We start from the raw sequence: 18,711 nt of genomic DNA on the forward strand, positions 1-18,711 counted from the left end.
GTTGGGTTGGTGGGACTCGTGGAACGCGGTCTAGTGCGGGTTCGCGTCCGGGCCCTCGGTGCTGATCAGCGCCACGGTGGCCGTCGCGCCGATCCCCAGCAGTCCGGCCAACTCGGTGGCCAGCGCGGCCCGCGCGCCCGCCAACGCCGCTGCCCCGCAGGGCCCGGCGGCGATCCCCGCGTCGGCCAGTTCGACCGCTGCCGCGCGGCTGTCCGCGTCGGTGATCGCGATCGCGGCGTCGAGCCCGTGCCGCAGGTGCTCCCAGGCCGCGGGTGAGGGGGTGCCGCAGTTCAGGCCCGCCATGATCGTGTCCGAAGTGGACACAGTGGTCAGCGCCCCGGCGCGCAGGCTGGCCAGCACGCACGCCGCCGCGACCGGCTCGACGGTCAGCACCGCGGTGGCCGATCCGGTGGACCGGTAGTGGGTCACCGCGGCCTGCGCCAGCGAGCCGACCCCGGCGGGCACCACCACCAGGTCGGGCGCGACGGCCAGCTGGGCGTCGAGCTCGCGGAACAGCGTGGCGTAGCCGTCGACTATCCACTGTGGAACGTCGGTGTACCCGGGCAGTGCGGTGTCCTGCACCAAGGCGTGCCCCGCGGCGCCCGCCGCCTCGGCCGCCTTGTGCACGGCCTCGTCGTACGACCCGGCGACGCGCACCACCTGCGCGCCTTCGCTCGCGATCGCTTCGATGGCGGTCGGGTGGACGCCGTTCGGCACGAAAACCTTGCAGCCACGCTTGTGTTCTGCCGCGGCGCGGGCCACCGCTCGACCGTGGTTTCCGTCGGTGGCGGCGACTAGCACCTGGGTGTCTGCGCGCTGGTTGAGCAGCTTGTGCACGGCCCAGGAGGCGCCGAGGATCTTGAACGCGGGCAGGCCGAGGCGTTCGGACTCGTCCTTGCACACGAGTCTTGTGCCGTTGCCTGCGTTGCCTGCGTTGATCAAGGGGGTTGGGTGGTAGTTGGGTAGGTGCTGGTGGAAGGTGGTGGCGGCCGGGTCTGCGGGTGCGCACCGCCAGGTGCGGGCGTGTGGTTGGTGCAGCCATCGCATGGGGGCAGCTTAGTGATGCATGAGGGCTGCGAGCGTGGGCTTGATCTGGTGGCTCGTTGTGGTGTTGCCGTCTTCGTTGCCCGGGGCTCGGTCCGATGGGTTTGCGGCCCTGGGTTGCCCGGGTTACAAGCGTGGGCTCGATCTAGTGAACTCGCTTCGTGTGGGGCCCCTAGAGCACCGCGGTGGTGAAAAAGCGTGGGGTGAAGGGCATCCCCACCACCTGGTCAAGTTTAGCGGTGCTCTCCCCCCACACGAAGCGAGTCCACTAGATCGAGCATCCGTAGCGGGGCAGGCGGTACCAGCGGGGTCGGGCTTCGGCTGCGGTACCACCGGGTCGGCCTGCCGCTGCGGTCTGGTGGGGGTGGGAGCTGCGCTGTGGTCTGGTGATGGGGCGGCCTCTCCGCTGCGGTCTGGTGGGGGGCGGCCGCTTCGCTTCGCTCCGCTGCGGTTGGTGGGCGGGGGCTGGGTCGTTGGCTTGCTGGGTGCTTGTCCGTGCCGGCGTCGGTGCCGGTGCTCGCTCCAGCGTTTGCTCGCCCGGGGGCTCGGGTGGTGGTCAGGACCGGGTCATGGACTCGTGGTGGCCCTTGAGGAGGATCTTGCCCAGGGGGGTGAGGGAGTGGATGGCGGTGTTCAGGTGTCGTCGGGTGGTGATCAGGCCCGCCTTGCGCAGGACCGAGGTGTGTTGGCTGACCGCGGCCGAGGAAATGCCGAGGCGTCTGCCCAGTTCGCCGGTGTTGGGGGTGTCGGTCAGTGCGTTGAGGACCGCTGCGCGGGTGCGGCCGACCAGGGCGTCCAGGGCGCGTTCGTTGTGGTTGGCGACGTTCCAGATGGCTGCGGCGGAGTCTGGGTCGAGTCGTGCGGGGTAGGCGAGCACGATTTCGCCGGTTGCGCGGCTGGGCAGGACTGTCACCCGGTCCACCAGGAACAGGGAGGGCACCAGCACCAGGCCGCGGCCTGCGAGTTGGATGTCCTGGGGGGTGGGGAACGGGGTGGACAGCACCGGTGACTCCCAGCTGACCTGTGGGTGCAGGGTGGACAACAGCCGCTCTACGCCGCCGGTGGCGATGTGGCCCGCTCGGGTGTCCCGATCGCCGTCGAGGTGGTCGCGGATGCGGGGCCAGTACGGGGTGATCGCGGCCTGGGTGAACTCGTGGTAGGCGGTGGCCACCTCCGGTGGCAGGGTGGCCTCCGGTCGCTCGTCGCCCTCCAGCGCGAACAGCTGCGACTGGGTCGCCACCGCCTGGTTGAGCGCCTTGAGCCTGCGCACCTGGTCGCCCAGTCGGGCGCGCACCGGGGCTCGCCAGCCGGTGAACAGTTCGCCGCCGCGGCCGCGGACCAGCAGGTCCAGGGCGAACACGGTCTCCAGGGCGGGCAGTCGGGCGGATTTGATCTTGATCCGGGTCAAGTCGGCGAGTGAGAAATGAAATCGACGCACCAATCCCCCCAGGATTATGGTCGCATAATTGCATTCGGCTCGGTCGAATCCCCAGTGTTCGACGCCACCCCCGTAGCGCGTACCGCCGAGTATAGACGCCGACGTCACACCCGCGCTCGCCGAAGGCGACTGTGACTGAGGTTACAGCACCCGCGGAATGGGCTCACCGGCGCATTGCGGCCATCTGTGGACCGGCCCTGAGCTGTGAAGTTAAGCCAGGGGTGAATTTGCCAACCCCGGCCTGGTGCCCTGCGGTAAAGTATTCAATAGGTTTGCGTGAAGGCATTTAGAATCGCCGACACCGGTCCACTCCCGGTCGGGGTAATGATTTCCGCTCATTTCGGCGGGGGTGGCGCGACCGGTCCGTCGAACAGGTGGGAGCCCGGACCTGCGGCGGTGGTCAGTCGGGGGCGGGCACCTGGGCCCTGATCAGGACCTCCTCGGGGGTCAGCGCGCTCGACGGGTGGTGGCTCAGGCACATCGGCGAGCGCACCTTCTCGAACGCCAGGCCCTCGGCCACCGCGTAGAACTCGCCCGCGCGCAGGCGGGAGATGTCCAGCACGGCACTCGCCTTGGCCGCCGCCATCTCCTTGGCCGCGGCGACCTGCGCCGGGCTGTTGATGAAGCCGAAGTACTGGGTCGCGGCGTTGCCGACGATCCGGTTGTGGATGCCCTTGGGCGCCTGGGTCGCGAACACCAGGCCCAGCCCGTACTTGCGGGCCTGGGCCACCAGCGCCAGCGTGCTCGCCGTGCACGCGGTCATCCGGTCCGACGGCGCCAGCGTCTGCGCCTCGTCCATCACGAACAGCCCGCCCAGCGGCCGGTCGCCCGCCGGGTGGTGCTTGATCCAGGCGAACAGGGCCATCTGCAGCTGGCTGACGAACCCGCGCCGCTGGTCGTCGGACTGCAGGCCGATCATGCTGATCACCGACACCCGGGCCCGCTTGCCCGGCGGCGGGGTGAACAGCACCCCGGGGTCGAGCGGCTCGCCCGCGCCGCCGAAGAGCGGGTCGTTGATCATCGTGGCCATCAGGGTCTGCGCCATCTCCACGGCCATCGAGCGGGCGTTGGCCAGCGAGGTGACCTCGGGGGGCAGTTGGGCCAGGTAGTCCAGGAAGTCGCGCAGCCCGGCCAGTCCGGCCCGGGCGAACGACGAGAGCGCCTCGCGCAGCACGGCGCGGCTGCGCTCGGCCTTCGCGGTGGTCCCGTCGGCGCGGGCCCGCGGGGCGAGCGCGGCTACGGCGATGTCGAGCGCGAGGCCGAACTCGTCCGGGTCGTGGGCCACCCCGGCCAGGTCCGGCAGCGGCTGGAAGCTGATCGGCCTGCCCGACTCGCGGCGCGGCGTCCACACCACGACGTCGGTGTGCTCGAGGTAGTCGGCGGCCTTCGTCGCGTCGTCCGGGCCCCAGGTCCCCGGCGGGCTCGGCCACGGGTCGCCGAGTCGGGCCAGGTCGTTGTTGGGGTCGAGCACGATCGCCGAGACGCCGCGCAGCGCGCACTCCTCGACGAGCCTGCGGATCAGCACGGTCTTGCCGGACCCGGACCCGGCGAAGATCACCGTGTGCTTGCGCAGCGATTCCAGCGTCACGCGCTGGGGTTCGCCGGTCCGGATGCTCGTCCCGAGCGAGATCAGGTCCGCGGTGGCGGCGCCGTCGAGCCGCGTGTCCGGGTCGTCGGCGGGCCACTCGGCGGGGGCGGTGGTCTCGCGCACGTCCTCCGGCGCGATCCAGACCCGGGCCGGGGCCGGTTCGGTGCCCCGCGGCGACGGTGCGGGTTCGGCGGGCGTCGCGTCGGGCTCCGTCCATACCGGCGTGGGCGGTGGTGGGGCGAGGTCCGACGGCCCGGCCTCCGGTGCGCCGAAGACCACGCGGAACAGCGCCGTGCTGCCCGCAGGCCGGCGCGCCCGCAGCCAGTTCGACACCTCCGGCCGCGGCCGGGCGCACAGGACCTCCAGCGCCGCGAACACCTTCAGGTCGGCGAGGTCGACCTCCTCGATGACCGTGCCGCCCAGGGCGCGGAACTCGTCCAGCATCTCCTGGGTCCGCTTGGTCCCGGTGGACCAGCCCCCGGTGCGCAGCAGGTACGCCTTGCGCTTGGGCACGTCGCGGTCCAGGCCCGCGGTGACCTGCACCCGGCCGATCCGGTTCTGCACCGTGCGCGGGTGCGGTGCGGCGATGGCCCGGAAGGACCAGTGCACCTCGTCCTCGGTCTCCTCGTCCAGGGTCCGGCACAGCCGGGCGTGCAGCGGGGGATTGGCGCCGCGCTGCGGTTCCACCCGGTAGCGCAGCCGGTCCGGTCCCTGTTCCTGGACGTAGGCGTTGAGGCCCGCGGCGAGCAGCGCGGGCATGCTCATGTCCTCGGTGTCCTTGTCCACCGCGGCCCGGGGGTCGGCCCGGCGGACCAGTTCGGCGAACTCGGCGTCCACTGTGGACAGCTCGGGGACACCGGTCGGCATGGGGTCGGGCACCTGCCGCGGCAGGGCCCGGGCGTCGAGCCGGTGCAGCTCGGTGACCACTCCACTGTCCAAACACGACCTGATGTGCTCGTCGATCACCTTGAACAGCGTGCGCGGGGTGAACGCCACGGCACCCTCGAAGGCGTCCGGGCGCACCGGCCAGGTCGGGTACGCCGGGGTGAAGCCGCACTCGACGAACCGCGGCTCGAACCGGGTGGCCACCAGCGCCCTGGCCACCTCGGCCGAGGGCACCGCCCGCAGCTGCGCGGCGGAGCGGAACCGGTCGGCGGCCGAGCCGATCGCGGTGGTGCGGATGCCCTCCCACACCGGCGGCTGGCAGGCCACCACGGTGACCGTGCGGTGGGTCGACTCGCGCAGGTCCATCAGCCCGGAACCGATCTGCTCCAGCAGCTGCTCGCGCGGCAGGCCGACGCCCATCGCGTGCTGCCGGTCGGTCGAGCGGCCGGACTGCGACACCAGCGTGTCGATCTGGTCGACGGCCAGCACGCTCGGCCCGGTCAGCGCCAGGATCCGGGAGATCTCCCGGACGACCTGCTGGGCGGGCTTGGCGTCGGGGTGGATGCCCCACTCGGACCGCTCACCCGCGACCGCCTCGCTCGCCGAGGTCAGGTAGGACTCGCCGATCTCCTGCACGGTCGGGTCGTGCGCGGCGAGCAGGACCAGCGCCCGCGCGGTGTGCCTGCACTCCTGCCCGTGCGTCGGATCCGCGTCGCGCAGCCCCACGACGACCCGGTCGAGGGTCGCCCTGGTGATCTCGGCGTCGCCGACGACCTGGGCGCGGGCCGCCGCCGGCAGGGAGAGCCGGTCGGCGAGCCGGTGCAGCACCACGGTGAGCTGGCGCTGCTTGTCCGGGCCGAGGTTGTGCAGCCCGGTGCGGATCGCGTGGACGATGTTCTGCCAGAACGACTTCTCGTGCAACAGGCTCAGCAGGAAGAAGTACCCGCCCTGGCGGTGCACCTCGGCCCGCACGGCACCGAGCATGTGCGTCTTGCCCGCGCCCTGCTGCCCGGTGATCACGACCCCGAGCGGGCTCGGTCCGCGGCTGCGCTCGGCGTCGGCGAACGCGGCCATGACCGACCGCAGGACCGGCGCGTTGAGCTCCGCGACGTGCGCGGCCGCGGGGGTCCACACGTCCTCGGGCGTCGGCGCCCAGTCGAACCGGAGCGCGGCGAGCGCGCGGAGCTCGGTGTCGTCCACGGCCGACCTCAGCGTTCGATCGACAGCAGGTGCTTGTCCTCGCCGCCGAGGAACAGCGCCGCCGCCCGGTCCTCGCTGGTCAGCGTCTTCTGGTTGATCTCCGGGATCAGGAAGGTCTCGGGCCGGGCGGCCAGCCGGGTCAGCGCCGCGTCGACCTCGGCGCGCGGGAACCCGGCCAGCGCGCCGCGCAGCCGGGTGAGGCTGACGTAGGCGCCGGGCTCACCCGCGAGGTCGGTGTAGGCGGCCAGGACCCGGGCGTCCACCCCGGCGCGTTCGGCCGCGCCGGGGTCCTCGACCGGTTCGACGTGCTCGGTCCGCTCGGGCTGCTCAGTCTGGTCGGTGGGCAGCTGGAACACATCGGCCATCGCCAGGTCGAACCTGTCCATTGTGGACTTGAGCGCCTGGTTCACCGCGTAGAGCAGGCGGTATGCCTTGTGCGCGCCGGGTGGGACGTCCTCGGCGAGGGCCGCGCGGGCGCCCTTCCAGCCGGTCTCGGTCAGCTCGTGGACGATCGCGTTGCGCCGCCCCGGGTCCTTGCGCGCGGTGATCATGCCCGCCCCGACCAGCCGCTCGCGGACCGGTTTGTCGATGGGGAAGCCGAACCGCTCCCTGATCTCGGGGTTGGCGGCTTCGTCCACGATCAACATCAGCGCCAGCAGGGCCGACTTGTCCGCGATCCCGAGCGAGGCGTTCGCCATCTGTTGGTTCTCTCCCGTGCGGTCGGCCGGTGTGGATCGCGCCCCACCCTAGCCGTCCTTTTCCGCCGGGGGACGGAAATCCCCCTTGTGGAGCAACCGTTACTGGCCAAAAACATGCCATGTGGTCTCGGGTTGGTCACGCCGCACCGATATCGCACGATCTTGTTCGCCGACGGCGGATCGTGGTAACGCTCACCAGAGCGGCCGCAGCGGCGGGACGGAGTCGCCCGCCGTGCCGCGGCTGAGCCTCGCCAACTCCCGGCGCAGCCCGGTCAGCCGCGGGGCGCCGGTTGCGGCCGCCGACTCCTCATCCAACTCCGCCCCGGCGACCGCGAGGTGCGTGCGCGCGCTCGGGCGATCGACGGCGATGCGCACGCCCTGGCCGCGATGCCCGCGGGCGGCGCCGCACAGCTGCCGGGTGGCGACGAGAAGATCCCGCTGCCCTAGGCGAGCTGACCACTCGCGGGTTCCGGTCACCCGGGCGGATTCACCGGTGCCGCAACAGTTTTGGTCGCCCGGTCACCGCGCGGCCTGCCGTCCGGCCGATCGCACGCCGAGGTCCACGGGTTCATGGCGGCGGCGGTACTCCGACGGTGTCAAACCCGTGTGCCGCCGCAGGTGCGCCCGCAGGTTCGCCGCCGTGCCCAGCCCGCAGGCCGCCGCCACCCGGTCCAGGCGCAGGTCGCCGCGTTCGATCAGCCTGCGGGCCAGGGTGATCCGCTCGGTCGTCAGCCAGGCCAGGGGAGTGGTGCCCAGTTCGGCGCGGAAGCGGCGGTACAGGGTGGCCTGGCTGGCGGCGGCGCGATCGGCGAGGGCGCCCACGGTGAGCGGGCGGTCGAGCCGTTCGCGGGCCCAGTCCAGCACGGGCGCCAGTGAGGTGTCGGCGGTCGCGGGCACCGGCCGGTCGACGAACTGGCGCCTGCCGCCGTCGCGCGGGCCCGCGAAGATCAGCCGCCTGCTGACCGCGTTCGCCACCTCGGCGCCGTGGTCGGACTGGATCAGGTGCAGGCCCAGGTCGAGCGCGGCCGCGCTGCCCGCCGAGGTGAGGATGCCGCCGTCGTCGACGAACAGGACGTCGGAGGCGAACCGGACCCGGGGGTGCCTGCGGGTGAACGCGGCGGCCCAGCGCCAGTGGGTGGTCGCGGTCCGACCGTCGAGGACACCGGCCTCGGCCAGGGCGAAGGCGCCGGTGCAGAAGCTCACCAACCGGGCACCGCGCTCGGCGGCCCGGGCGATCGCCGCGCGCACCGGCGCGGCCGCGGGCGCCCGGGGGTCGGGCCGGTTGGGCACGATCAGGGTGTCCGCGGCGTCGGCGGCGGACAGGTCGGCGATGTCGGAGACGGTGAACAGGCCCTGGTGCATCCGCACGCTCGGGGTCGCCGCGCACAGGGTGAACTCGTACCAGGGCCTGCGCAGCTCCGGGCGGCGCAGGCCGAACAGCTCGCTGGCCACCCCCAGCTCGAACGGGTTGGCGCCGTCCTCGACCAGCAGCGCGACCCGGTGCGCGAAATCTTGCGACATGTGCGATTCCTAGCACTCGCCGCCGCCCGGTGTCCCGGACAGGATGACCCCATGACGCCTGACCGCTTCGCCGCGCTCACCAACGCCCACCTCACCGACGCGTGTGTCCGCACCGGGGTCCCCGTCCGCTGCGTGTCCCTGCGGGCGGTCGCCGCGGGCAGTCGGGTGATCGGCCGGGTCGCGCCCGCCCGGCACGCCGGGAGCGTGGACGTGTTCCTGGAGGCGATCGGCGAGGCGCGGCCGGGGGACGTGCTGGTCGTCGACAACGGCGGCAGGCTCGACCACGCGTGCGTCGGCGACCTGGTCGTCCTGGAGGCGCAGGCGGCGGGCCTGGCCGGGGTGGTGGTGTGGGGGCTGCACCGCGACACCGTGGACGTCGTGGCGACCGGCCTGCCGGTGTTCAGCCTCGGCGCCATCCCGACCGGTCCGCTCGCCGTCGAACCCCGCCCCGCCGACGCCCTGACCACCGCGACGGTCGGCCCGTGGGAGGTGGGCCGCGACGACGTGGTCGCCGCCGACGAGGACGGCGTCCTGTTCCTGCCCGCCGACCGCGTCGAGGACCTGTTCACCCTCGCCGAGTCGATCCGCGACACCGAGCGCGCCCAAGCCGCCCGCATCACCGGCGGTGTCACGCTGCGTGAACAGGTCCGCTTCGACACCTACCTCGCCCGGCGCCGCGCGGAACCCGACCTGACCTTCCGCGCCCACCTGCGGACCGTCGGCGGCGCCGTCGAAGAGTGAGCCGCCGAGGCATGAACCGGCGCGGGCTGGGCACCTCTGTTCGACACCCCCGAACACCGAGGAGCCCCCGATGCCCGAGTCCCACGACGACCAAGTCCGCCACCTGGCCAAGATGGCGGGCGACATCCGGGTGGGCATGCTGACCACTTGCGACGAACTGGGCCACCTGGTCAGCCGCCCGATGGCCCAGCAGGAGGTCGAGTTCGACGGCGACCTGTGGTTCTTCGCCGAGCGCGACTCGCGCAAGGTCGCCCACATCCAGGCCGTGCCCGAGGTGAACGTCACGCTGACCTCGTCGGACACCTGGATCTCGATCTACGGCGCCGCCCACGTGGTGGAGGACCGCGCCAAGGCCCACGACCTGTGGAACGCCTGGGTCGAGGCCTGGCTCCCGCAGGGACCAGACGACCCGTCCGTGGTGCTCATCAAGGTCTCCGCACTCACCGCGGAGTACTGGGACACCCCCGGCGGCAAGATCGCCTCGGCGATCAGCTTCGCCAAGGCCAAACTAACCGGCGACCGCTACGACGGCGGCGACCACGACACCGTCGACCTGACCCCGGCGTAGGGCGCGGCCGCCTGAGGACCCCGACCGCGTAGGGCGTTGACCCGGGCAACTGAACCTGTGCGTCAGACGATGTCCAGCCGAGGCGCGGCCGAGGCCTGCTGGGCCGCGTGGGCGACCGCCTGCGCGTCCTGCAGGTTCGCCACCCGCACGGCGAACGCGGGCACGGTTCGCTTGGTGACTCTCGTTGTGTAGACAGCGAAGTAGCGCGACGCCTGGTCGTAGGTGACGGTGTGCGCGCGGTTCCAGTCGACCTCGAGGAACTGCCGCCGGAGGAGACCCACGAAGAGGAAGACGAGCCGCCGGTCAGTGCAGGCGAGCACACCGACACCGTCGCCCTGTGCGCCGGTGAGGGCCAGTACCCGCTCTTCGGGGTGCAGGTAGCTGCCCAGGAGGTTCACCTCCTTCATGGACCCGAGCAGCCCGCCGCGCACGAGGTCCAGGGCAGCCGCCACGTCGGGGCGCAAAGCAGGCGTGACCACCTCGTCGGCTGCCGCGATCGGGGTCGCGGGCTGCTCAACGGGCCGGTCGACGGTGTGGAAAGTCCACTGTCGACTGTCCCAATAGCGCAGCAGCGCGTCATCGAGCGGATCCGGAAGCCAGGCGGCGGGCCGGATCGGCGGTGCGGGCTGGGTCACGACTCACTCCCCGTCATCGGAGAGGTCGCCGTCGGCACCGGTGTCGGTGCCCGCCGGGGCGCTGGTGGGCCCGCGCCTGGCGGGGTCGGAGGCCCGCCACTCGACGGCCTCGGCGGTGTCGGTGTACTCGAGCACGTGGTCACCCAGACCGGTCAACAGCTCCCGCACCTCCGCGGGCGTGGCGTAGAAGAACTCACGCCGGGCGTTGACCATGTTGACCCGCTTGTGCGAGAGCCGTTGGTGCAGTGAGGTTTCCAGCGCCACGGCGTCCTCGGAGAAGAACAGGGCGTGCGTGTCGAACCGGAACGGCACCGACGCGTCGCCCAGTTCGCGCACCCGGTCCATCGGGTCCAGCCGCCGGGTCATCCCGATCTTGACCATGTCCGGCCCGAACGCGCCGATGTTGGAGATCACGTAGACGTACCCCAACCGCACGTTGGCGGCGCGCTCGTCCACACCGGTGATCGCGTCGTCCACCGACGCCAGCTGCTCACGCGCGCGAACCAGCGCCTCGGTGTCGCCGTTGGCCGTCAGCTTCGCCACCACGGTGGCGATGTGCGCGCGCTCCTTCGCGAGCCGGGCGCGCTCCCGCTCGATCTCCTTCATCACCTTGGCCTCCTCGCGGAGCCGGTCCCGCTCGGCGCGCGCCTGTTCGCGCTCGTACTCGACCTTGGTCAGGTAGTCGCTGGTCAGGTCGATCTCGCGCAACCGCAACCGGTGGTAGTCCGCGGCGATGGCGATGCGCATGAGCACACCGAGCTTGCCGATCGTCTCCCGGGTGGTGTCCAGCCGCTTCTTCACCGCGTCCCGGGTGTGCGGCTTGACCGAACGCACGGCGTTGTCGGCCTCGGCGTTGTACGCGCGCAGCATCAGCTTGGCCATGTCGCGGCCGAGCTTCTGCCCCTCCTTGACCGATCCGTTGACCGCCCAGTCCACCTGGCAGGTCACCGCCTCGCCCTTGGCCATCGCCTTGATCGCGGTCCGCAGCTCGGCCAGCGCGTCCTTGTACGCGACCGCGTCGTCCATCGGGTGGGCGTAGTCGTAGACACCGACTTCCTGCAGCAGCGCCAGTTCCCGCGTCTCGACGAGCCGACCGCGCCACCGCTCGACCTCGTCCCGGGTCTGCTGGAGTCCACTGTGGACCTCGGTGTGCTCGCGCTTCGCGTCCGCCACGGCCGAGCGCAGCGCCCGGAGCTCACCCTCCAGCGCGGCTGTCTCCGCTCCGCGCAACTGCCCCATCCAGCCGCGCAGCTCGGCGATCGTGGCCTGGGCGGCCCCGAGTTGTTGCTCTAGCGCGGCCACTCCCGCGCTTTCCCGGTTGCCGAACAGCGCCACTTCCGCCCCTCCTGCCAACTTCTCCCGACGCCCGTGAGTCGCGCAACCCGCACTGTCCGTTACGGACCATCGGCGGTCGCGCTGTCGCGGTGGGGCTCAGGTGGCCAGTGAGGCGGGCGGGCTGTCCCGGACGGCGGTCAGCACCACGTCGAGGAGGCCGGGGAAGCGGGCGTCCAGGTCTTCCTGGCGCAGGGAGACCAGCAGTTCCCGGCCGACCGGGCGCTGCCGGATCAGGCCGCCCTCGCGCAGGACCCGCCAGTGGTGGGTCAGGGTGGACTTCGAGACCTCGGTGAGCACGCCGCCGCAGCGCTGTTCGCCGCCGGTGGCCAGGATGCCGATCATCTCCAGGCGCATCGGGCTGGCCAGGGCGGCGAACACGTCCTGGATGCGGATCTCGGCCCGCGACGGGTGCCGTGGTGCGTCCATGGGAACCACAGTAGCCGAGGGTTTCGCTGGTCCGGCCGGTCCGGCGCCACGTCCGGGGGAGTGCCCTTGACACAACTGTTCGATTGTACGAGTATTCGTGAACAGTCGTTTCAACTTCCAGCTAAGGGGCTCGAGCCTTCATGTCACAACTTCCCCCCGCTTATGCCGGTGGCGCCGGTGGCAGGCTCGGTTGGGCCGTCGTCCCGCTCGCCCTGGCCCAGCTGATCGTCTCGCTGGACATCTACATCGTCTTCGTCGCCATGCCCGAGATGGGTGACAAGCTCGGCTTCACCGCGCAGAACCTGCAGTGGGTCGTCAGCGCCTACGCGGTCGCCTTCGGCGGCTTCCTGCTGCTCGGCGGCCGGGCCGCGGACCTGTTCGGCAAACGCCGGATGTTCCTGCTGGCGCTCGGTCTCTACGCGGGGTCGTCGCTGGTCGGCGGCTTCGCGAACGACCCAGCGATGATCATCATCGTCCGGGCCGTGCAGGGCCTGGGCGGCGCGCTGCTGTTCCCCACCACGCTCTCGCTGGTCAACACCATGTTCGAGGAGGGCCGCTCGCGCAACCGCGCGTTGGCCGTCTGGGGCGGTGCCGGTGCCAGTGGCCTGACCCTGGGCTCCCTGCTCGGCGGTGTGCTCACCGGCGCCTTCGGCTGGGCCTCGGTCTTCTTCGTCAACGTGCCGCTGGCCGTCGGGATCGCGATCGCCGCCCTGGTGCTCATCCCCGCCGACCGTCCGCGCACCGGCCCGGCCCGCAAGTTCGACCTGCCGGGCACGCTCACCGTCACCGCGGGCATCACGCTGATCGTCTTCGTGCTGGTCCAGGGGCCCGACTCGGGCTGGCTGTCCACGCCCATCGTGCTCAGCGCCGCCATCGGCGTGCTGCTGCTGGCCGCGTTCTTCCTGATCGAGTCGCGCACCGGTGACCCGCTGATGCCGCTGCGGCTCTTCCGCAACCGCAGCCTGGTGACCGCGATGGCCATCACCTTCACCTTCATGGCCACCTTCGGCACCGTGCCCTACTTCCTCACCGTGTTCTTCCAGGACGTCTCCGGCTACTCGGCGATGACCACCGGGGTCGCGTTCCTCACCCAGGCGGTCGCCATCGCGGTGGGCACCCAGGTCGGCGAGCGGATGGCCACCCGGAGCACCACCAGGTCCACGGTGATCACCGGCTTCGCCGTCGGCGGCGTCGGGATCGCGGTCCTGGCGCTGGGCGTGCTGGCCGACGGGAACTACTGGTACCTGGTCCCCGGCCTGGTCGTGATGGGCGTCGGCCAGGGCATCGCCTGGACCGGCATGTGGATCGCGGCGGCCTCCGGGGTCTCCGACGACGAGCAGGGCATCGCCTCCGGCATGGCCTCGACCACCCAGCAGGTCGGCTACGCGATCGGGCTGGCCGTCCTGGTCGCCATCGCCAACGCCGACACCCGCGGGCTCGCGGGCGAGGCGCTGCGGTTCGCCGTCTCCGACGGCATCCAGACCTCCTTCTACATCGCGGGGGTGCTGGCGGTGCTCGGCGCCGTGGTCGCCATGACCCTGCCGAGGCCCAAGCCCGAGGTCCGGACCACCGAGAGCGACCAGGCAACCGACGTCCGGCCGGATGTCGTGCCGGATGTCGTCGCGCCCCGCGCGTGACCGCCGCGCCCCGCGGCGGTCCCGATCGGATCGACCAGCCCCGACCAGGAAGGCAGCCATGACCACCGATGACGTCCAGGGCTCCACCGGCCAGGGTTCGGCGGACCGGGTCGAGGTCGCCATTGTCGGCGGCGGACCGGTCGGCATGCTCCTCGCGGGCGAGTTGGCCCTGCACGGCGTCGGTGTGCTGGTGCTGGAGCGGTTGCCCCGGCCCACCGGCGAGTCGAAGGCGGGCACCCTGCACTCCCGGACGGCGGAAACGCTGCACCGGCGGGGTTTGCTGGCCGCGGTCCAGCCGGGGCGGCCCGCCCCGGCCGGGTCGCGGGGTCCGGTGCCCTTCCACTTCGCGGGCATGTTCGAGCTCGACCTCGCCCGCGTGGTGGACGAGGGCCCGGTGCTCGTCGGCAGCCCGCAGGCCTACGCCGAGCAGGTGTTCGCCGACCGCGCCGTGGCGCTGGGCGCCCGGATCGAGCGCGACAGCGAGGTCGTGGGCCTGACCGAGCGCGGCGACGGGGTCGAGCTCGAGGTCCGGTCGTCGACCGGCACCACCCGGCGGGTGACCGCCGGGTGGTGCGTGGGCTGCGACGGCGCCCGCAGCGCGGTGCGCAAGCTGGCGGGCATCCCGTTCGTCGGCACCCCCGCCACGATCTCCGCGTTGATGGGCGACGTCCGGCTGCTGGACCCCTACTCCGCACCGCACGGCTGGCAGCGCAACGAGCGCGGCTGGACGCTGTTCTGGACCAACCCCGGCGGCCACAGCCGGGTGTGCTCCTACGACTTCACCGCGCCGCACCCGGACCGCGGCGCGCCGGTGACCCTCGCCGAGCTGCGCGGGGAGATCGAGCGGATCGCCGGGGTGCCGGTGCCGATGGACTCACCGCGGTGGCTCACCCGCTTCTCCGACGCGGCGCTGCTGGCCGAGCCGTACCGGCGCGGCCGGGTGCTGCTCGCGGGCGACGCCGCGCACGTGCACTTCCCGATGGGCGGCCAGGGCGTCAACCTGGGCCTGCAGGACGCGGTCAACCTCGGCTGGAAGCTCGCCGGCGAGGTCGCGGGCTGGGCACCGCCGGAACTGCTCGACACCTACCACGGCGAACGCGCCCCGGTCGCCGCGCGGGTGCTCTACAACGTGCGCGCGCAGGTCGGGTTGATGCTCCCGGACCACCGGGTCGACCCGCTGCGGGAACTGTTCGCCGAGCTGATGCACCTGCCGCAGGTCAACGACTTCCTCAGCCGGATGATCAGCGGCCAGGACGTCCGGTACGACACCGGTGACCGCGCCGACCCGCTGGTCGGCCTGCTCGCGCCGGACCTGCGGCTCAAGGTGGGCAGCGAGCTGGTGAGCGTGGCCGAGCTGCTGCGCGCGGGCAGGCCGGTCCTGTTCGACTTCGCCGGGCCCTCGCCGCTGGGCGAGCTCGCCGCGGGTTGGGCCGACCGGGTCGACGTGGTCGTCGCGACCTGCGAGGAGGTCGTGGCCGCACCCGCCCTGCTGGTCCGCCCGGACGGCTACATCGCCTGGAGCGGCCGGGGTCTGGACTCCGACCGGCACACGCTCGACGTCGCGCTGCGGGCCTGGTTCGGCTGTCCGAAAGCGTGATCGCGAAACCGGTGACGTCCCCAGGGACGTCACCGGTTCCACGGTCAGGGCAGCCGGACGGACTGGCGGTGCCGGAAGAAGTCCGCGGGGTCCCAGCGGGCCTTGGTCTGCTGCAGGCGCGGGTAGTTCTCGCCCCAGTAGAGCGTGTGCCACGGCACGCCGGAGGTGTTGTGCGCCTGCTCGCTGATGTCGGTGTCGCAGTAGTTCACGAAGCACCCCGAGGTCTGCTCGTTCGCCACCGGGACCTTGCCGGTGCGGACGTAGACCTGCTCGTACAGCTCGCGCAGCCAAGCCACGTTCGCGGTGTCGTCGGCGGCCTCGGTCCAGCTCGTCTGGAAGAGGACCTTGAACGCGCTGTCGCGGTGCACCAGGGCGGTGTCGGTCCGGCCGACGGCGTTCACCTGTCCACCATAGGAACTGAGTGTGACCTGGGCGAGCGGGTTGGCGAAACCATTGCGGGAGAGCCGATCGAAGATGATCGCGATCTGCGCGGCGGTGAAACCCTTGTGGTGGTAAGCGGATTTGTGGTCTCCACGCAAGGTGGGGTCCAGCAACCGCGGGTGGATGGTGCCCAGGTAGCGGGTGGCGGTGAGCCAGCTCCACCGCTTGGGGGTGGCCAGTTCCGCCATCGGTCCGTGCTCGGCGGAGGGCTGGGTCACCGCGGTGTGCGGGGCGGTGACGCCGTTGGTGATCGCGGCGGTGAACCGGGCCAGCAGTTGGTCGCTGTCGGGGCGGTCGCCGTCCATCTTGGTGAACAGGCTGATCTCGCCCGTGGCCCGGTGGTTGAGGTTGAGGAACGCGCAGAGGCCGCCGTAGGCGCCGCCGGGCGCGGAGTTGGCCGCGTGCCAGTCGCCGAAGTTGCGGACCAGGGTGCTGAACGCCGCCTCGGTGAGGGTGTCCCACGACCAGGCGATCGCGCTGAGCACGACCTCGGCGGGCGGGCGGGGGAGCAGGGTGGCCGGGTCGGTGGAGGTGACGCCGGGCGAGCGGAACAGGTACCGGGTGACCACGCCGAAGGTGCCGCCACCGCCGCCGGTGTGCGCCCACCACAGGTCGCGGTTCGGGTCGTCGCGCTCGCGGGTGGCCAGCACTGTGCGGGCCCGGCCGTTCGCGTCGACGACCACCACCTCCACGGCGTAGAGGTGGTCGACCACCAGGCCCTCCCGGCGGCAGAGCAGCCCCCAGCCGCCACCGGGTACGTGCCCACCGACGCCGACCGAGTAGCACTGGCCAGCGGGAAGCGTTATCCCCCAAGCCTTGTAGAGCAGGTCGTAGACGTCGAGCAGGGTCGCCCCCGCTTGGACGGCGATGGCGTTGTGCGCCGGGTCGTGCTCGACCGAGGTCATCTCCGACAGGTCCAGCACGATGTCGACCTCGGCGTTGAACACGAAGTCCTCGTAGCAGTGCCCGCCGCCGCGCACGGTCAGCCGCTTCCCGGTGGTGACCGCCTCCTGGACCACGGCGGCGGCCTGGGCGGGGGTGAACACGACCCGCACCGAGTCCGGGGTCGCCACCCAGCGCCGCTCGAGGCCGGCCACGAGATCGGCGTACCTCGGGTCGGACGGCCCGACAGTCACCGGCCCCCGCACCGCGGGCGTGGTCTGCGCCGCCGCGTGCCTGGGTGCCGCGGCGACCGCCGCGGTGACCCCCACCGCGCCGGTCGCGACCAGCAGCCGCCGCCTGGATAAATTGGTGTTCACGTCGTTCATCGTCGGGTGTGAACCCTTCTCTTCGAAGTGGCAAATGGGTCAGATGAGGTATTCGTCACCGAACTCCGGTCCGATGCGCAAACCCAGCTCGACATCGGCGATCCGCTGGCTCTCCGGCGGTTGCGGAGCCCCGTCGGCGGCGGATACCCCCGCCTGCCCGAAGAATCTGTCCTTGCCGCCGGGGGTGACCAGGATGAGCATTTTGCACGGCTCGACCGCCACATTGGTGAAACTGTGCGTGGTCCCGCGCGGGACGAAGATGAACCCGCCCGCGGCCACCGTCGTCGGTCCGCCGCCGTCGCGCACCTCGACCTCGCCCTCCAGCACGTAGAAGGCCTCTTCCTCCCAGTGGTGGATGTGCGGCGGCGGTCCGCCGCCCGCTGGCACGACGGCCTCCATGAGGTAGAAGGCCTTGCCCGCGTTGTGCTCGCCCGCTTTGATCGTGTACTTGTCGCCGAAGGCCCACCGGCTCGGCCCCTCGCCCGGCGGCACGTGCACCACCCGGTTGTCGTTCTGTCCCAGGAAACTCATCTCGTCACCTCCGAATCGCCGATACTGCTCGGTCACCTGATGGGTAACACGGTTTTCGGTCCGGTCGACAGCGGGGCGAGTGGAATATGTCGAGTCCACCGCCACACGTGACGGATTCGCGCTCGCCGCGTTGCGACGGCGTTCCCGACCGGCTTGGCTCGGAAATAGCCGAGAAACCACGACTTGCCGGGAAGGCGCCACATGACCACCACCGAACTGCCCGCGGCCGCCGCGGGCGAGCTGACCATCGGCGGCGACCTCCGGGTCCGCCGGATGGGGTACGGCGCCATGCAGCTCGCGGGCCCCGGGGTGTGGGGACCGCCCGCCGACCCGGGCGCCGCGATCGCGCTGCTGCGCCGGGCCGTCGAGCTCGGCGTGAACCACATCGACACCAGCGACTACTACGGCCCGCACGTGGTCAACGAGCTGATCGCCGAGGCGCTGCACCCCTACCCCGAGGACCTGGTGATCGTCACCAAGGTCGGCGCGCGGCGCACCCCCGACCAGGGCTGGCCCGCCGCGCTCTCGCCGGACGAGCTGCGCCGGGCGGTGCACGACAACCTGGGCAGGCTCAGGCTCGACCGGCTCGACGTGGTCAACCTGCGGATCGTGGCCGAGGGCGGCGGGCTCTCCCCGTCGGACTCCATCGCCACCCAGGTGCAGGCGTTGGCCGAGCTGCGCGAGCAGGGCCTCCTGCGGCACATCGGGCTCAGCAACGTCAGCGTCGAGCAGGTCGAGCAGGCCCGGTCGATCACCCCGATCGCGTGCGTGCAGAACGAGTACAACGTGCTGCGCAGGCGGGACGACGCACTGGTCGACACCTGTGCGCGGGAGGGCATCGCGTTCATGCCGTTCTTCCCGCTGGGCTCGTTCACCCTGCAGCACGACAGCGCGACGGGCGCGGACACCAAGGTCCCGCAGAGCTCCCCGCTGCGCGACGACGCGGTGGACGACATCGCGCGCCGCCACGGCGCCACCGCCCACCAGGTCGCGCTGGCCTGGCTGCTGGCCCGTTCGCCCGCCATCGCGTGCATCCCGGGCACCTCCTCGATCGCGCACCTGGAGCAGAACATCGCCGCGGCGGCCATCCGGCTCACCGCGGCCGACCAGCACGACCTGGCCACCGCCCCCGCCCGCGGCTGAGCACCGCCCGCACCC

At 71.9% G+C, this 18,711-nt stretch carries 16 protein-coding genes; 5 read left to right on the top strand and 11 right to left on the bottom strand.

Annotation, left to right across the window (positions count from 1 at the left end; all coding sequences use genetic code 11):
- Positions 1 to 30 precede the first annotated feature (30 nt).
- The 6 genes from QSK30_RS00985 to QSK30_RS01010 form a co-directional block, all read right to left on the bottom strand.
- On the bottom strand, positions 31 to 1,047 hold the full coding sequence (locus tag QSK30_RS00985; RefSeq protein ID WP_285498807.1) for a pyridoxal-phosphate dependent enzyme: 1,017 nt from the start codon (positions 1,045 to 1,047) through the stop codon (positions 31 to 33).
- A 553-nt stretch (positions 1,048 to 1,600) separates the two neighbouring features.
- Positions 1,601 to 2,452 carry an ArsR/SmtB family transcription factor gene (locus tag QSK30_RS00990; protein ID WP_285498808.1) on the bottom strand — a complete coding sequence of 284 codons (852 nt, stop codon included), beginning with the start codon at positions 2,450 to 2,452 and terminating at the stop codon, positions 1,601 to 1,603.
- Positions 2,453 to 2,882: 430 nt separating this feature from the next.
- Complete coding sequence (locus tag QSK30_RS00995; RefSeq protein WP_285498809.1) at positions 2,883 to 6,155, bottom strand: helicase HerA domain-containing protein; 3,273 nt, start codon at positions 6,153 to 6,155, stop codon at positions 2,883 to 2,885.
- An 8-nt stretch (positions 6,156 to 6,163) separates the two neighbouring features.
- A complete protein-coding gene (locus QSK30_RS01000; RefSeq protein WP_285498810.1) occupies positions 6,164 to 6,853 on the bottom strand; it encodes a hypothetical protein in 690 nt (229 codons plus the stop codon).
- 192 nt (positions 6,854 to 7,045) lie between these two features.
- On the bottom strand, positions 7,046 to 7,330 hold the full coding sequence (locus tag QSK30_RS01005) for a hypothetical protein (protein ID WP_285498811.1): 285 nt from the start codon (positions 7,328 to 7,330) through the stop codon (positions 7,046 to 7,048).
- Between the two features lie 42 nt (positions 7,331 to 7,372).
- Complete coding sequence (locus QSK30_RS01010) at positions 7,373 to 8,374, bottom strand: GlxA family transcriptional regulator (protein WP_285498812.1); 1,002 nt, start codon at positions 8,372 to 8,374, stop codon at positions 7,373 to 7,375.
- A gap of 51 nt (positions 8,375 to 8,425) precedes the next feature.
- Between QSK30_RS01010 and QSK30_RS01015 the strand changes: the two genes are divergently transcribed.
- Together QSK30_RS01015 and QSK30_RS01020 are read left to right on the top strand one after the other, a co-directional pair.
- Positions 8,426 to 9,115, top strand: a complete 690-nt coding sequence (locus tag QSK30_RS01015) for an RraA family protein (protein ID WP_285498813.1) — start codon at positions 8,426 to 8,428, stop codon at positions 9,113 to 9,115.
- 70 nt (positions 9,116 to 9,185) lie between these two features.
- A complete protein-coding gene (locus tag QSK30_RS01020) occupies positions 9,186 to 9,683 on the top strand; it encodes a pyridoxamine 5'-phosphate oxidase family protein (protein ID WP_285498814.1) in 498 nt (165 codons plus the stop codon).
- 62 nt (positions 9,684 to 9,745) lie between these two features.
- On the opposite strand, the gene QSK30_RS01025 is transcribed toward QSK30_RS01020, so the two are convergent.
- From QSK30_RS01025 to QSK30_RS01035, 3 genes are all read right to left on the bottom strand, one after another.
- Positions 9,746 to 10,318 (bottom strand): DUF2510 domain-containing protein, encoded by a 573-nt coding sequence (locus QSK30_RS01025; RefSeq protein ID WP_285498815.1) that lies wholly within the window; start codon positions 10,316 to 10,318, stop codon positions 9,746 to 9,748.
- Between the two features lie 3 nt (positions 10,319 to 10,321).
- On the bottom strand, positions 10,322 to 11,653 hold the full coding sequence (locus QSK30_RS01030) for an SNIPE associated domain-containing protein (RefSeq protein WP_285498816.1): 1,332 nt from the start codon (positions 11,651 to 11,653) through the stop codon (positions 10,322 to 10,324).
- A 96-nt stretch (positions 11,654 to 11,749) separates the two neighbouring features.
- Positions 11,750 to 12,079, bottom strand: coding sequence for an ArsR/SmtB family transcription factor (locus QSK30_RS01035; protein WP_285498817.1), 330 nt, complete (start codon positions 12,077 to 12,079; stop codon positions 11,750 to 11,752).
- A 140-nt stretch (positions 12,080 to 12,219) separates the two neighbouring features.
- Between QSK30_RS01035 and QSK30_RS01040 the strand changes: the two genes are divergently transcribed.
- Together QSK30_RS01040 and QSK30_RS01045 are read left to right on the top strand one after the other, a co-directional pair.
- The gene (locus tag QSK30_RS01040) at positions 12,220 to 13,716 is read left to right on the top strand and encodes an MFS transporter (RefSeq protein ID WP_285498818.1); all 1,497 of its coding nucleotides are present in this window, start codon (positions 12,220 to 12,222) and stop codon (positions 13,714 to 13,716) included.
- A gap of 58 nt (positions 13,717 to 13,774) precedes the next feature.
- Positions 13,775 to 15,313, top strand: a complete 1,539-nt coding sequence (locus QSK30_RS01045; protein WP_285498819.1) for an FAD-dependent monooxygenase — start codon at positions 13,775 to 13,777, stop codon at positions 15,311 to 15,313.
- A 44-nt stretch (positions 15,314 to 15,357) separates the two neighbouring features.
- Here the strand turns inward: QSK30_RS01045 and QSK30_RS01050 are convergent, their stop codons facing one another.
- Together QSK30_RS01050 and QSK30_RS01055 are read right to left on the bottom strand one after the other, a co-directional pair.
- Positions 15,358 to 17,022, bottom strand: a complete 1,665-nt coding sequence (locus QSK30_RS01050; protein WP_285498820.1) for an FAD-binding oxidoreductase — start codon at positions 17,020 to 17,022, stop codon at positions 15,358 to 15,360.
- Between the two features lie 39 nt (positions 17,023 to 17,061).
- Complete coding sequence (locus QSK30_RS01055) at positions 17,062 to 17,553, bottom strand: cupin domain-containing protein (RefSeq protein ID WP_285498821.1); 492 nt, start codon at positions 17,551 to 17,553, stop codon at positions 17,062 to 17,064.
- Positions 17,554 to 17,754: 201 nt separating this feature from the next.
- On the opposite strand from QSK30_RS01055, the gene QSK30_RS01060 reads away from it, so the two are divergent.
- On the top strand, positions 17,755 to 18,696 hold the full coding sequence (locus QSK30_RS01060) for an oxidoreductase (protein ID WP_285498822.1): 942 nt from the start codon (positions 17,755 to 17,757) through the stop codon (positions 18,694 to 18,696).
- The last annotated feature ends 15 nt before the right edge of the window (positions 18,697 to 18,711 follow it).

The organism is Actinokineospora sp. NBRC 105648, assembly GCF_030269645.1.
Lineage (GTDB): Bacteria > Actinomycetota > Actinomycetes > Mycobacteriales > Pseudonocardiaceae > Actinokineospora.

What these genes read in the sequence shown, in the direction of transcription:
- QSK30_RS01040 (WP_285498818.1), top strand. Translation starts at nt 12,220, where the DNA reads ATGTCACAACTTCCCCCCGCTTATGCCGGTGGCGCCGGTGGCAGGCTC.
- QSK30_RS01050 (WP_285498820.1), bottom strand. Translation starts at nt 17,022, where the DNA reads ATGAACGACGTGAACACCAATTTATCCAGGCGGCGGCTGCTGGTCGCG.
- QSK30_RS00985 (WP_285498807.1), bottom strand. Translation starts at nt 1,047, where the DNA reads ATGCGATGGCTGCACCAACCACACGCCCGCACCTGGCGGTGCGCACCC.
- QSK30_RS01015 (WP_285498813.1), top strand. Translation starts at nt 8,426, where the DNA reads ATGACGCCTGACCGCTTCGCCGCGCTCACCAACGCCCACCTCACCGAC.
- QSK30_RS01035 (WP_285498817.1), bottom strand. Translation starts at nt 12,079, where the DNA reads ATGGACGCACCACGGCACCCGTCGCGGGCCGAGATCCGCATCCAGGAC.
- QSK30_RS01000 (WP_285498810.1), bottom strand. Translation starts at nt 6,853, where the DNA reads ATGGCGAACGCCTCGCTCGGGATCGCGGACAAGTCGGCCCTGCTGGCG.
- QSK30_RS01010 (WP_285498812.1), bottom strand. Translation starts at nt 8,374, where the DNA reads ATGTCGCAAGATTTCGCGCACCGGGTCGCGCTGCTGGTCGAGGACGGC.
- QSK30_RS01060 (WP_285498822.1), top strand. Translation starts at nt 17,755, where the DNA reads ATGACCACCACCGAACTGCCCGCGGCCGCCGCGGGCGAGCTGACCATC.
- QSK30_RS01020 (WP_285498814.1), top strand. Translation starts at nt 9,186, where the DNA reads ATGCCCGAGTCCCACGACGACCAAGTCCGCCACCTGGCCAAGATGGCG.
- QSK30_RS01055 (WP_285498821.1), bottom strand. Translation starts at nt 17,553, where the DNA reads ATGAGTTTCCTGGGACAGAACGACAACCGGGTGGTGCACGTGCCGCCG.
- QSK30_RS01045 (WP_285498819.1), top strand. Translation starts at nt 13,775, where the DNA reads ATGACCACCGATGACGTCCAGGGCTCCACCGGCCAGGGTTCGGCGGAC.